The sequence below is a fragment of the Yeosuana aromativorans genome (genome assembly GCF_014646655.1).
Classification (GTDB): Bacteria; Bacteroidota; Bacteroidia; order Flavobacteriales; family Flavobacteriaceae; genus Yeosuana; species Yeosuana aromativorans.
Window position 1 is genome coordinate 37520 of the sequence record NZ_BMNR01000005.1, and the last position, 13474, is coordinate 50993.

General features: G+C 37.7%; 13 protein-coding genes. 10 read left to right on the forward strand and 3 right to left on the reverse strand.

The features are described from left to right. Positions 1-2: 2 nt before the first annotated feature. The 6 genes from IEW94_RS11510 to uxuA all read left to right on the forward strand — a co-directional run bounded on the left by IEW94_RS11510 (position 3) and on the right by uxuA (position 6936). Entirely contained in the window at positions 3-1571 is a 1569-nt protein-coding gene (locus IEW94_RS11510) for a glycerol-3-phosphate dehydrogenase/oxidase (protein WP_229669511.1), read from the forward strand. 41 nt (positions 1572-1612) lie between these two features. Further along, a complete protein-coding gene (glpK, locus tag IEW94_RS11515) occupies positions 1613-3106 on the forward strand; it encodes a glycerol kinase GlpK (protein ID WP_188653153.1) in 1494 nt (497 codons plus the stop codon). A 21-nt stretch (positions 3107-3127) separates the two neighbouring features. Next, on the forward strand, positions 3128-3856 hold the full coding sequence (locus IEW94_RS11520) for an MIP/aquaporin family protein (RefSeq protein ID WP_188653155.1): 729 nt from the start codon (positions 3128-3130) through the stop codon (positions 3854-3856). Positions 3857-3927: 71 nt separating this feature from the next. After that, positions 3928-4845 carry an HAD family hydrolase gene (locus IEW94_RS11525; RefSeq protein WP_229669512.1) on the forward strand — a complete coding sequence of 306 codons (918 nt, stop codon included), beginning with the start codon at positions 3928-3930 and terminating at the stop codon, positions 4843-4845. Positions 4846-4910: 65 nt separating this feature from the next. After that, complete coding sequence (locus tag IEW94_RS11530; protein ID WP_188653157.1) at positions 4911-5738, forward strand: SDR family oxidoreductase; 828 nt, start codon at positions 4911-4913, stop codon at positions 5736-5738. Positions 5739-5757: 19 nt separating this feature from the next. Continuing rightward, entirely contained in the window at positions 5758-6936 is a 1179-nt protein-coding gene (gene uxuA, locus IEW94_RS11535; RefSeq protein ID WP_188653159.1) for a mannonate dehydratase, read from the forward strand. Between the two features lie 635 nt (positions 6937-7571). Here the strand turns inward: uxuA and IEW94_RS11540 are convergent. From IEW94_RS11540 to IEW94_RS11550, 3 genes are read right to left on the reverse strand one after another with little or no spacing between them, the layout of a single operon-like run. Continuing rightward, entirely contained in the window at positions 7572-7832 is a 261-nt protein-coding gene (locus IEW94_RS11540; protein WP_188653161.1) for a HypC/HybG/HupF family hydrogenase formation chaperone, read from the reverse strand. Between the two features lie 10 nt (positions 7833-7842). Continuing rightward, positions 7843-8673, reverse strand: coding sequence for a hydrogenase nickel incorporation protein HypB (gene hypB / locus IEW94_RS11545; protein WP_188653163.1), 831 nt, complete (start codon positions 8671-8673; stop codon positions 7843-7845). Between the two features lie 18 nt (positions 8674-8691). Continuing rightward, a complete protein-coding gene (locus IEW94_RS11550; protein ID WP_188653165.1) occupies positions 8692-9033 on the reverse strand; it encodes a hydrogenase maturation nickel metallochaperone HypA/HybF in 342 nt (113 codons plus the stop codon). Between the two features lie 168 nt (positions 9034-9201). On the opposite strand from IEW94_RS11550, the gene IEW94_RS11555 reads away from it, so the two are divergent. From IEW94_RS11555 to IEW94_RS11570, 4 genes are all read left to right on the forward strand, one after another. Beyond that, entirely contained in the window at positions 9202-10329 is a 1128-nt protein-coding gene (locus IEW94_RS11555) for a hydrogenase small subunit (protein ID WP_188653167.1), read from the forward strand. 11 nt (positions 10330-10340) lie between these two features. Beyond that, complete coding sequence (locus IEW94_RS11560) at positions 10341-12071, forward strand: nickel-dependent hydrogenase large subunit (protein WP_188653169.1); 1731 nt, start codon at positions 10341-10343, stop codon at positions 12069-12071. Between the two features lie 14 nt (positions 12072-12085). Next, positions 12086-12838 (forward strand): Ni/Fe-hydrogenase, b-type cytochrome subunit, encoded by a 753-nt coding sequence (gene cybH / locus IEW94_RS11565; protein WP_188653171.1) that lies wholly within the window; start codon positions 12086-12088, stop codon positions 12836-12838. 87 nt (positions 12839-12925) lie between these two features. Further along, positions 12926-13471 carry a hydrogenase maturation protease gene (locus tag IEW94_RS11570; RefSeq protein ID WP_188653173.1) on the forward strand — a complete coding sequence of 182 codons (546 nt, stop codon included), beginning with the start codon at positions 12926-12928 and terminating at the stop codon, positions 13469-13471. The last annotated feature ends 3 nt before the right edge of the window (positions 13472-13474 follow it).

Sequence of the window (13474 nt, forward strand, 5' to 3'; positions counted from 1 at the left end):
ATTTGTTTGATAGAAATACATTAATTGCAAAGCTCAAGACCACCCCAGAATGGGATGTAATCATCATTGGAGGTGGCGCAACAGGTCTAGGTATTGCACTTGATGCTACAACCCGGGGTTATAAAACACTGCTTTTAGAACAGGTGGATTTTGCAAAGGGAACTTCTAGCCGAAGCACCAAATTGGTTCACGGCGGTGTGAGATACTTGGCACAAGGTAATATTGATTTGGTTAAAGAGGCATTGCACGAAAGAGGTTTAATGTTTAAAAATGCATCACATTTAGTAAGAAACCAATCGTTTATTATTCCAAGTTATTCTTGGTGGGACAATTTTTTTTACACTGCGGGATTGAAAGTATATGATTTTTTAGCAGGAAAAATGAGCTTCGGAAAATCTCTTGGAATTTCAAAAAAAATTACCCTAACACGGCTTTCAACTATTAAGTCAGAGTATCTAAGGGGTGGGGTTGTGTATCACGATGGTCAATTTGATGATGCTAGATTAGCTGTAAATATTGCACAAAGTGCCATAGAACATGGAGCTACTGTTTTAAATCATTACAAGGTTAAAAAACTGTTCAAAGGTATTACTGGCCTTGTTAATGGTGTTTTGGCAAAGGATGTTGAAACTAACCAAACATATAGATTAAATGCCAAAGTGGTAATCAATGCCACCGGTGTTTTTACAGATGAGGTTTTAAAAATGGATGATCCCTCTGCTAAAAATATAATTCGCCCAAGCCAAGGGGTTCATTTGGTTTTGGAGAAATCTTTTTTGCCCGGAAACGATGCCATCATGATTCCAAAAACAGATGATGGAAGGGTTTTATTTTTAGTGCCTTGGCATAATAGAGTGTTGGTTGGTACAACCGACACGTTATTGGATGGCCATAGTTTAGAACCAAAACCTCTTGATAAAGAACTGGATTTTATTATAGAAACAGTCAATAGGTATTTAACAAAAAAAGTGGGCAAAGAAGATATTTTGAGCATATTTGCAGGATTACGCCCTTTGGCAGCACCTAAAGATAAATCAGAAAAAACGAAAGAGATATCAAGAAGCCATAAAATTTTAGTGTCAGATTCAGGATTAATTACCATTACGGGTGGCAAATGGACTACTTACAGGCGCATGGCACAAGATACCATTAATAAGGCCATTCAGTTAGGTAAACTCCCAAACGCTAAATGCAGAACCAAAGATTTATTAATTCATGGAGCCGATGGTAATATCGATGAATCAAATCATTTAAATGTATACGGAAGCGATCAAAAAGGAATTCAGCAACTTTTTAAAGAATCTCCAGAATTGATGGAAAAATTACACCCACGATTGGAGTTCATAAAAGCAGAAGTGGTTTGGGCCATCCGAAATGAAATGGCTAGAACTGTTGAAGATATTTTGGCAAGACGTGTTAGGGTCCTTTTTTTAGACGCAAAGGCTGCTATAGAAATTACCCCAATGGTTGCAACTATTTTGGCAAATGAATTAAATAAGGATGATGATTGGAAACATGAACAAATTTCTAATTTTATAGGAGTTGCAAGTCAGTATGTTATTAAAAACTAAATAAATAGCTACTTGTAGCTAATAATAACCAAACCAAAATCATGGAAAAATACATATTAGCGTTAGATCAAGGAACCACTAGTTCAAGAGCCATTGTTTTTGACAAAAAGGGCAGTATTATTTCTTTAGCTCAAAAAGAATTTGCACAGTATTTTCCCAAACCCGGGTGGGTAGAGCATGACCCACTTGAAATTTGGTCATCTCAAGCAGGGGTAGCAGCAGAGGCTATTGCAAAAAAGGGTTTGAATGTTGAGAATATAGCAGCAATTGGTATCACCAATCAAAGGGAAACAGTGGTGGTTTGGGATAAAAATACGGGCCAACCAGTTTATAATGCCATTGTTTGGCAAGACAAAAGAACTTCAAGCTATTGTGATGAACTTAAAAAACAAGGACACGAAAAGAGTGTTAGAGAGAAAACAGGATTGGTTATTGATTCCTATTTTTCAGGTACTAAAGTAAAGTGGATTTTAGATCATGTAGATGGTGCAAGAAAAAAAGCAGAATCTGGAAGTCTTATTATGGGAACTATTGATACGTGGTTGATATGGAACTTTACAAAAGGGGGACAACATATTACAGATGTAACCAATGCATCCCGAACCTTGTTGTTCAACATAAATACCATGGATTGGGATGATGAATTATTAGAGTTGTTGACCATACCAAAAAAGATGCTGCCAGAAGTGAAGCAGTCTAGCGAAGTTTACGGCCATACAAAATCAACGTTTTATGATGTAAATATCCCAATTTCAGGAATTGCAGGAGACCAGCAAGCGGCCTTATTTGGACAAATGTGTACAAAACCGGGCATGGTAAAAAACACTTACGGAACGGGTTGTTTTATGTTGATGAACATTGGTGAGAAAGCTACAGTTTCAAAAAACAACTTATTGACCACGGTTGCTTGGAAGATAAACGGTAAAACCAATTATGCTTTAGAAGGAAGTGTTTTTATTGCGGGAGCTGTGGTGCAATGGTTGCGAGACGGCTTAAAAATTATTCGAAATTCATCTGAGGTTGAAACACTGGCAAGTTCTGTAAAAAGTTCTGAAGGGGTATATTTTGTCCCAGCTTTTGCTGGTTTGGGAGCTCCTCATTGGAACCAACAAGCACAGGGCACTATTTTTGGTTTAACACGCGGCATTACCGATGCCCATATAGCACGTGCCGCATTGGAATCCATTGCCTACCAAACTATGGATATTTTAAAAGCCATGGAAGCTGATTCTGGAATATCAATCAAAGAATTACGTGTGGATGGGGGCGCTACGGTCAATAATATGCTTATGCAATTCCAAACAGATGTTTTAAATACGGTCACTGTTCGTCCCAAAATTGTAGAAACAACTGCAATGGGAGCTGCTTTTTTAGCAGGCTTGGCAGTAGGGTATTGGGAAAGTCCGGAAGAAATCCAGCAGATATGGCAAACCGACACCTATTTCAATCCAACCACAGACAGAAAAGAAATTGACAAAAGAATCAAAGGCTGGTACAAAGCTATAGATGCATTGGAATATTGGTCCAAAAAATAAATCTTAATCAAACAAAAAATAATGACACCATTTATCTCAGAAATTATAGGAACAGCCATACTTATTTTGTTAGGTGGCGGCGTTGTTGCCAATGTGGTTCTAAATAAAACTTACGGAAACAACAGTGGTTGGATAGTGATAACCACAGGTTGGGCTTTGGCTGTTTATGTTGCGGTAGTTATTGCAGGCCCTTACAGCGGAGCCCATATCAATCCGGCAGTCACCATTGGTCTGGCTGTGGCAGGAAAGTTTCCTTGGGTTGATGTGCCTCTGTATATTTTAGCCCAAATGATTGGCGCCATGATTGGCGCTTTTACTGTTTGGATACTGTACAAAAATCATTTTGATGCAACCGAAGACAGTGATAGCAAAAAAGCCGTTTTTTGTACTGCACCAGCCATAAGAAACACGTTTTATAATGTACTTAGTGAAAGTATTGGGACGTTTGTTCTCATATTCACCATTCTATATTTTACAGACGCCACTATTTCCAGATCTGAAACAGTGGTTGGTCTTGGGTCGTTGGGGGCTTTGCCAGTTGCCTTTTTGGTTTGGTCCATTGGGCTGTCTTTAGGTGGGTTGACAGGGTATGCTATAAATCCTGCCCGTGATTTGGGACCAAGAATTATGCACGCTTTGTTACCTATTAAAAACAAGGCATCTAGTGATTGGAACTACTCTTGGATTCCTGTAATTGGGCCAATATTTGGTGCTGTTTTAGCAGCCTTGTTAATGTTGGTTTTGTCATAAAAATAAATATGAGTTTTAAAAAACAGTGCCCGATGCCTATTTTTAATAATAAAAAATTATGTGTTTTCTTGATGGGGTTAATCGTCTTCCCATCTTGTTTGGCCCAAACCTATAAAAATATTTATGGTTGGGACGCAAATAGCAACCAACGAATAGAAAGCTTTCTCAATTCAACAATAATCATTAATGAAAGGAAAGTGGCTGTTTTTGATTGTGATGGAACTTTACTGGGACAGACCCCATATTATCTGGCAGATGAAGCTATATACCAATTTGCTGAAATTGAATATGCTCATAAAAAGGATAGCTTGTCCAGGGCTAAAATGAAGATAATTAACAAAATGCTGCGCACCGATAATGTGTCAGAAGCTTATTTACAATTAAGAATTGATTTTTTGGCTGGTTTAACTCCAGAAGTAATTGAACATATTGGAAATCAGTGTTTCCATGAAAAGTATCAAAATAAAATATATCCAGAATTGCGGCAATTGTTAGCAAACTTGCAAGCTTACGGCTTTGAAGTTTGGGTATTAAGTGCTTCTCCAGAACTGCTTTACCAGGAATTTGTACATAAAAATTTAGGTATTCCAAAAAACAGAATTTTAGGAGTGAAATCAGTAATTAGCCATGGAAAGGTCACCAATCAAATAATATACCCCATTCCTCAAGGCCAAGGCAAAGCCGAAGCCATTCAAACTTTTATAAAAGCTCGCCCTCTAATGGTTTGTGGCAATAGTAGAGGTGATTTGGAGATGATGAACGAATCCGTTGGTTTAAAATTAATAGTAAATCCTGATAATGAACAAATCAAAAAAGGAGCAAGTGCTGGTGATATGAATGGGTATACAGTAAAACAGTATTGGATTATGCATGATGGTTTAATACTATATTGTAATGATATTCCCAATTTTGCTCACCATTACATTGCTAAAGATTTACATGTTAAAGAAAACAAGAGTAACTCTAAGCCAACCAAAATTTCAAGGTAAATTTTTAAATTACAGAGCTAAGGCCATGATGATAATTGGTGATAAAACTTAAAAAAATTAAATACATGAGCAAAACAATCGTATTAACTGGGGCCGGCGGTGTTTTATGTAGCACGTTGGCAAAAGCGTTGGCAAAAGAAGGTCACAAAATAGCTGTTCTGGATTTGAAAAAAGAAGCAGCCCAAAAAGTGGCCGATGAAATTAAAGGAGAAGGAGGCAAAGCCATAGGTGTCATGGCCAATGTTTTGGAAAAAGCGTCACTGGAATCAGCAAAAGAGGAAGTGAACACTAAATTAGGACCATGTGATATTTTGGTCAACGGTGCTGGCGGTAACCATCCCTTGGGAACGACCTCCAACCCATTTTTTCAAATGGAAGATTTAAAGACTTCCGCAGAGGGCTTTAAGACGTTCTTTGACCTCGATCCTAAGGGCATCGAGTTCACGTTCAATCTTAATTTTCTGGGTACCCTGTTGCCAACCCAAATATTCGCTAAGGATATGGTTGGCAGAAAAGGTTGCAGCATACTCAATATCTCGTCCATGAACGCCTTCACGCCTCTTACTAAGATTCCGGCCTACAGTGGAGCCAAGGCGGCCGTGTCCAATTTCACGCAATGGCTGGCTGTACATTTTTCAAAAGTGGGCATTAGGGTCAATGCCCTGGCGCCAGGTTTTTTCCTTACGGAACAGAACAGGGCCTTGTTGACCAATCCGGACGGGAGTTTAACAAAAAGAGGCCAACAAATCATAGACCAGACCCCTATGGGACGTTATGGCAAACCAGAAGACCTCATAAGCACAACACTGTATCTGTGTGACGATGCCTCTTCTTTTGTAACGGGCGTGGTCATACCCATTGATGGAGGCTTTTCGGCATACAGTGGCGTTTAACTATAATTAAATTACGATCATGGAACAAACATGGAGATGGTACGGTCCCAATGACCCCGTAAACTTATCGGATATCAAACAAGCAGGCGCAACGGGCATCGTATCGGCCTTGCACCATGTTCCCAACGGAACGGTTTGGAGCGTTGACGAGATCAATAAAAGAAAGAAGGCCATAGAAAGCCAAGGGCTCACCTGGAGCGTTGTGGAGAGCATCCCGGTGCACGAGAACATCAAAACGCGTTCGGGGAACTTTCAGAAGTATATAGAGAATTACAAAAAGAGCATTGAAAATCTGGCCAGTTGCGGTATCAAAATAGTGTGCTACAATTTTATGCCCGTATTGGATTGGACACGCACCGATCTGGCCTTTGAAGTTGAAGATGGCTCTAGAGCATTAAGGTTTGATATGACCGCTTTTGCCGCCTTTGAACTGTACCTTCTTAAAAGGCCGGGTGCAGAAGCATCCTATTCAGAAGTACAAAAGGCAGAGGCTAAAGCTTATATGGAACCACTTTCAGAAGACGGCAAACAAACATTAATAAACAATATTGTCGCCGGCCTGCCAGGTGCAGAGGAAGGTTACACCTTGGAACAGTTCCAGACCATTTTGGATACTTACAAGGACATAGATGCAAAAAGGCTAAGAGAAAACCTGGTAGCTTTTTTAAAGGAAATTGTTCCAGTGGCCTCACAAAATGGGGTGTTGATGTGCATCCATCCGGATGATCCACCATATCCTATATTGGGCCTGCCAAGGGTTGTCAGTACAGAAGCCGATTACGCCCATTTGTTTGAGCAAGTGCCCGACAGGGCCAACGGTATTACGTTTTGCACGGGATCATTGGGGGTCAGGGCTGATAATGATCTGGTGCAGATTTTCAAGCGCTTTGCGGACAGGGTTCACTTTTTACATTTAAGAAGTACCAAGCGCGATGAAAAGGGCAATTTTTACGAGGCTAACCATTTGGAAGGCGATGTTGATATGTACAGTGTGGTTAAAGAAATTGTTGTTGAAGAACGAAGAAGAAAGGCTATAGGGATGGAGGATAAATTAATACCCATGCGCCCGGACCATGGCCACCAGATGCTGGACGATTTGCGTAAAAGGACAAATCCTGGATATTCAGGGATTGGCAGGCTCCGTGGTCTGGCCGAACTTAGAGGGTTGGAGCTGGGAATTTCAAAAAGCACAATTTAAGTAGTTGATGAGTTTCTGTTTAAATTTTTTTTGATTTACATTTACCAAAAACTTAATTTGGTAAAAATGATATTTTTTAATGGAATTTAGGAATGCCATACAGGAAAACTAAACTCAGATGCCATAAGATTAAATGCTTCGCTCTACTGTATTCTAATCCTAATATCAACTTCTGTATTGTCATTTCCTTTCATTTCCCTCTGCCATTTCCATAACGGTTAAATTCAGTCAATGCATTTTATAAACTTAAAGACAAGAAAAAAGCGCTAAAGAAATGGAGGGCTATAATGAATTGCAAAATATAATTTCAAATCAAAAAGGATTTTGAAATTAATATTTTTTTTGATTAACTTCAAAAGTTGAATTCCGACTAAAAAATTGTATATTACAAAAGGTTAATGCAAAATAATATTTAATGTTAAATTTTGTATCTTTATATAACCAAAAACAAACAAATTTTGTTTTTAAAGAGCTCATATAGACTTTTGTGTGCAATTCGGTGAGCTATTCTTGAGAAATAGTGTTTAAATCGTTAAAAAACAGTGGTTTGTGAAATTTAATTTCATTCTGCCACCCCGACAAAAAAACCTCTATAATTTTAAATTATAGAGGTTTTTTTATATTTAAAAATGCCCTTAATTGATATCTAAGGTATTAAGATCTTCCAATTCTCCCAGTTGCTTTAAAATATCAAATGTTTTTTTGGCTTCAATTTCATCTACAATACTAATGGCAGCTCCAACATGCACCATAACATAGTCATTGATTTTGGCTTCTGGCACTAAGGTAAGGTTAACGTCTTTTATAACGCCATCAAAGGAGACTTTACCAATTCTAAAAGTTTCATCTAATTGGGCTGTTATTTTAATCAATTTTCCAGGTATGGATAAGCACATAATTTTTATTTTATTTTTTTCTGTTTGTTTTAAGCCAAGTGTACCATGCTTTCATACCTTCTCCTGTTGTGGCAGATACTTCAAAAAACTGTAAACTAGGATTCACTTTTAAGGCATACTCTTTTAATTTAGATAGGTCAATGTTCAAATAGGGTAACAAATCAATTTTATTAATGATACAGATATCTGATGTGTGAAACATATCAGGATATTTTATGGGTTTGTCAACACCTTCTGTAGTACTGATTATGACAACGCGTTTGCTTTCGCCAAGATTGAACATAGATGGACAAACCAAATTACCAACATTTTCAATCATTAAAACGGCATGGTCTTTTATATCTAATTTTTTTACGGCATCATAAACCATGTCACTTTCTAAATGACAACCCTTACCAGTATTTATTTGCATGACAGGAATATTAAGAGCAGCTATTCTATCTGCATCGTTCATGGTTTGTTGGTCGCCTTCTATCACATAGAAATCAAGTTCGCCTTTTAGATCTTTTAGGGTTCGTTCAAGTATGGATGTTTTTCCAGAACCTGGCGAGCTTACCAAGTTTAAGGCAAAAATATGCTTTGCTTCAAAATAGCCTTTATTTCTAGCTGCCATCAAATCATTGTGCTGCAAAATATCTTGTTCAACAGAGACTGTTCTTTCATGGTGATGATTATGGGAATGTGCATGGTTATGTGAATGTCCATTATCATGATGGTGATCATGGTTATGTGAATGTCCATTATCATGATGGTGATGATCATGTTTATGACTTATAATTTCTTTTGGATTTTTAATGGTAACTTTATTTTCACCATCACTACAGCCACATGTTCCGCACATACTATTTATATTTATTGGTTATACAACTTCTAGGGCCTTGACCCGTAATTCTTTTCCTTGCAAAATGCCTTTAAAATTACCTTGGCAGGTTGGACAATTATCGTAAAGGTGTTTTATATTGAAAACTGTATCACAATCGATACATTTTGCCTTTCCTTGTATAAAGGTTATTTTTTTTTCTGCATGCTCTAAAACAGTGTCCTTTACAGCCGATGGCCATACATAATCAAGTGAACTCATTTCAATTCCTGCCAGCAAACCTATTTCAAGTTCAATAACTTCAACAGATTTAGCTTTTGCTTTTTTGGTTTCATTTTCAGCAATCTTGACAATTCCTAAGGCGACTGATAATTCATGCATGGTGTTTTCTGTTTCTAAAACGGATAACTATAGCTAATAAAGTTAAAAATAAACACTGGATATAAACATGACTTTTGTCATGCTTTATAAGTGCCTAATTACATAAATTTAAAGGTTCAACATATTAGATTATAATCACTTAAGTTCTTTTTAATTCAAAACTCAGTCATGACAACAAAAAAAGAAGAAAAAAAAGAAACCTATTATGACAGTATAATTAAGCAAGGGTATAGCCGAAGGGATTTCATGAAGTTTGCGACGTATATTACGGCCTATATGGGTTTAGAGTCCACCATGGTTGGTCAAGTTGCCAAAGCACTTGAAACCACACACAGAGTTCCAATAATTTGGGAACATTTTCAAGAATGTACTTGCTGTAGCGAATCATTTATCCGTTCAGACCATCCAATTGTCGCAGATATTATTTTGGATAAAGTTTCTTTAGATTATACCATGACCTTAATGGCTGCATCTGGTCATCAAGCTGAAGCTGCCAAAAAGGCTACTATGGATAAATACAAAGGTGAATATATACTCTGTGTTGAAGGATCCGTGCCGCTAGGAGATGATGGTAATTATTGCTGTATAGCAGGACGATCAGCAAAAGAGATATTATTGGAAGCTGCTGAAGGCGCAAAAGCCATCATAGCTTGGGGAAGTTGTGCATGCAACGGATGTGTGCAAGCCGCTAGCCCAAATCCAACCAATGCCACACCCATTCATAAAATAATTAAAAACAAGCCCATTATAAAAGTCCCTGGTTGTCCTCCTATTGGTGAGGTTATGGCAGGTGTTGTTGTCCACATGGTAACCTTTGGAAGGTTACCAGAGCTTGATAGAATAGGTAGGCCAAAAGCCTTTTATGCCAAACGTGTCCATGACAGTTGTTACAGACGGCCTTATTACGATGCTGGTTTATTTGCAGAGACATTTGATGACCAAAATGCCAAAAACGGTTATTGCCTCTATAAATTAGGCTGTAAAGGACCTATGACTTATAATGCCTGTGGAACCATTAAATGGAACAATGGCGTAAGTTATCCAATTCAGTCTGGTCATGGTTGTATTGGCTGTAGTGAAGCTAATTTCTGGGATAATGGTCCGTTCTACAAAAGAATAGCCAAAGTTCCCGGCTTTAACGAAGAAGGTCTAGCTGACGATATTGGTAAAGTAGCAGCCGGTGTTATTGCCGGAGGTCTTGCTGTTCATGCCATAGCTGCAAACGTGTCTAAACGCAAGGAGCTGAAAAGTAGAATAGATAGAGGTAAAGCTAATGAACATAATATTGACTCTTAAAATTTAAAAACATGGCAGATAGAATAGTTGTTGATCCTGTTACCAGAATAGAGGGTCATTTAAGAATAGAAGCAGAAATAAAAGACGGCAAAATAGTTGATGCCTACAGCTCTAGTACTATGGTAAGAGGTATTGAGCAAATTGTAAAAGGTAGGGATCCTAGAGATGTTTGGGCTTTTGTACAGCGTACTTGTGGCGTATGTACCACAGTGCACGCATTGGCATCTGTAAGAGCTGTTGAAGATGCATTAGGAATAACCATTCCACCAAATGCAGAAATGGTAAGAAATATTATGGCAGGGGCGTTATATATGCATGACCATACGATACATTTTTATCATTTACACGCATTGGATTGGGTGGATGTGGTAAATGCCCTAAAAGCAGATCCTATAAAAACATCCGAAATAGCACAAAGTATATCAAGCTGGCCTAAAAGTTCACCAGGTTATTTTTCAGATGTACAAAAACGTATTAAAAAATTCGTTGAAAGTGGCCAATTGGGAATTTTTGCCAATGGCTATTGGGGACATCCTCAAATGAAATTGCCTGCAGAAGTTAATTTATTGGGTGTTGCGCATTATTTGGAAGCTTTGGAATGGCAAAAGAAAATTGTGAGAGTCCATACTATATTTGGCGGAAAAAATCCACATCCTAACTATTTAGTTGGCGGTATGGCTTGCGCAATTAACACTGAAAACCCAGGTGGATTAACTGCTGAACGATTAGCAATGGTTGGTCAACTGTTGCAAGAAGGCAAAGAGTTTATCGAGCAGGTTTATATACCAGATTTATTAGCTGTTGCATCCTTCTATAAGGATTGGGGAGCAATTGGTAAAGGCATTGGAAATTACATGTCGTATGGAGATTTTCCAGTCAATGGTTATGGAGATGTTTCTAATTTTAAATTCCCACAAGGTGTTATTTTAAACAATGATTTATCCAAAGTTTATGATGTTGACCATAGAAACGGGGACATAGAAGAATTTGTAAATAATTCGTGGTATAACTACTCAGATGGCGATGATAAAGGTAAACATCCATGGGAAGGCGAGACCAATATCAATTATACAGGACCAAAACCACCGTATGAGCATTTAAACGTAGAAGAAAAATACAGTTTTGTTAAAACGCCTAGATGGCAGGGACAGCCTGTAGAAGTTGGACCATTGGCGCGTTTACTGGTAGCTTATGCTAGAGGTAATAAAGAAGTCCAAGATGCTGTAAACGGTGCCTTGGCTCATTTGGATGTTCCTGTTGACGCATTGTTTTCTACCTTAGGAAGAACAGCAGCTAGAGGCATTGAAACACAATTGGTGGCCAACTGGACCATGGAATTCTATAACACCTTGATGAATAACATTAAGAATGGAGATGAACGTATGGCCAATACAGAATCTTGGGAACCAAAAACATGGCCATCTGAAGCTAAAGGTGTAGGTTGTATGGAGGCTCCAAGGGGCTCATTGGCACATTGGATTAAAATTAAAGATGGTAAAACCGAAAATTACCAACAAGTGGTACCAACAACTTGGAATGCGTCACCTCGTGATCCTAAAGGACAACGTTCTGCTTATGAATCTGCGTTATTAGGAACTCCGGTTGCCGATCCTGAATTGCCATTGGAAATTATTAGGACCATACATTCTTTTGATCCTTGTTTAGCATGTGCCGTACATCTATATGATGAACATGGCAACCATATTTCTAAAGTACAAAATGTAGGAAGTTGCGAAATTTAGAACACTAAAAGATCATGGAAAAAACTAGAAATTTTAAACGTGTTTACGTATGGGAAATTCCCGTTAGGATCTTTCATTGGATTAATGTTCTTGCGCTTATAATATTGGTGCTTAGTGGATTTTTAATAGCAAATCCGCCGGCCATATTATCCAGTTCAGAAGCAACAAATTTACACTCTTTTGGCATTGTTAGATTTTTACATTTCACGGCAGCTTATATATTCTTTTTTATCATGATTTTAAGAGTTTATTGGGCTTTTGTTGGAAACCGATTTGCCAGTTGGAGAGCCTTTTGGCCCTTCACAAAAAAGAATTGGAACAATTTCTGGCACGTCATGAAAATTGATATCATGCTCATGAACGATAAAGAAGAGGATGTTACTAAAATAAGCATTGGTCATAATAGTGTGGCAACCTTATCATATATTGTCATGTTTGTATTGGCATTGGTTCAAGTTTGTACGGGTTTTGCCTTATATGCTGATATGTCATCTTGGTGGTTGCCAAAACTATTTAGTTGGGTTACGCCTCTATTAGGTGGTGATTTTATGGTCAGGAATATTCATCATACAGCTATGTGGTTGTTTATATTCTTTGCTATGGTTCATATTTATTTGGTATTTTACCATGATTGGTTGGAAGGCAGAGGAGAAGTATCATCTATGTTTGGTGGCTATAAATTTGTTTCAGAAGAGCGTATTAAACATGCCCATGATGAGGATGAGGTAGAAATTAAAGACGATAAGGAAATAGTAGCGGCCAAGTAGTTTTATAAAAATCAAGGTAAGTTCATTCATTTAGCAAATAGATTTTTATTTGATATTTGAATGGATTTACTTTTTAAATAAATGCAAATGAAGACATTAGAAAGAACACCCATTGCCATAAGCAGTGATTCCTTTTTTTATGAAAAAGATAAATCAAATTCGGTATTGATATTGGGAGTTGGTAATTATTTAATGGGTGACGAAGGAATTGGTGTCCATGTCATTCAGGAGATGTCAAAAATGGCGTTGCCAGAAAACATAGATATTTTAGATGGTGGCACAGGTGGGTTTTTATTGCTGAATTGCTTTGAGTCGTATCCTAGCATCATTTTTGTAGATGCAACCATGGACGGCAAACCAGAAGGTACCGTTTCACTAATCAGACCAAAATTTGCATCCGATTTTCCTTCGGCTTTGAGTGTTCATGATGTGGGTTTGAAAGATATGATTGAAGCTGTCTATTTAATGGATACCATACCAGATATTTATTTGTTTACTATTTCTATCAAAGAAATCAATCCAATGACAATTGAGATTAATACAGTTATTAAAAATGCTATTCCAAAGGTTATTGAAAATATATTGCAATTGGCAAATACACTAAACCAGAAAAGCCCTAAATTTATTCATTAACCA

Excerpts from the sequence above, each read along its gene's own strand:
- IEW94_RS11560 (WP_188653169.1), top strand. The coding sequence starts at position 10,341 with ATGGCAGATAGAATAGTTGTTGATCCTGTTACCAGAATAGAGGGTCAT.
- IEW94_RS11520 (WP_188653155.1), top strand. The coding sequence starts at position 3,128 with ATGACACCATTTATCTCAGAAATTATAGGAACAGCCATACTTATTTTG.
- IEW94_RS11525 (WP_229669512.1), top strand. The coding sequence starts at position 3,928 with ATGGGGTTAATCGTCTTCCCATCTTGTTTGGCCCAAACCTATAAAAAT.
- glpK (WP_188653153.1), top strand. The coding sequence starts at position 1,613 with ATGGAAAAATACATATTAGCGTTAGATCAAGGAACCACTAGTTCAAGA.
- hypB (WP_188653163.1), bottom strand. The coding sequence starts at position 8,673 with ATGTGCGGAACATGTGGCTGTAGTGATGGTGAAAATAAAGTTACCATT.
- IEW94_RS11570 (WP_188653173.1), top strand. The coding sequence starts at position 12,926 with ATGAAGACATTAGAAAGAACACCCATTGCCATAAGCAGTGATTCCTTT.
- IEW94_RS11530 (WP_188653157.1), top strand. The coding sequence starts at position 4,911 with ATGAGCAAAACAATCGTATTAACTGGGGCCGGCGGTGTTTTATGTAGC.
- IEW94_RS11550 (WP_188653165.1), bottom strand. The coding sequence starts at position 9,033 with ATGCATGAATTATCAGTCGCCTTAGGAATTGTCAAGATTGCTGAAAAT.
- cybH (WP_188653171.1), top strand. The coding sequence starts at position 12,086 with ATGGAAAAAACTAGAAATTTTAAACGTGTTTACGTATGGGAAATTCCC.
- uxuA (WP_188653159.1), top strand. The coding sequence starts at position 5,758 with ATGGAACAAACATGGAGATGGTACGGTCCCAATGACCCCGTAAACTTA.
- IEW94_RS11540 (WP_188653161.1), bottom strand. The coding sequence starts at position 7,832 with ATGTGCTTATCCATACCTGGAAAATTGATTAAAATAACAGCCCAATTA.
- IEW94_RS11555 (WP_188653167.1), top strand. The coding sequence starts at position 9,202 with ATGACAACAAAAAAAGAAGAAAAAAAAGAAACCTATTATGACAGTATA.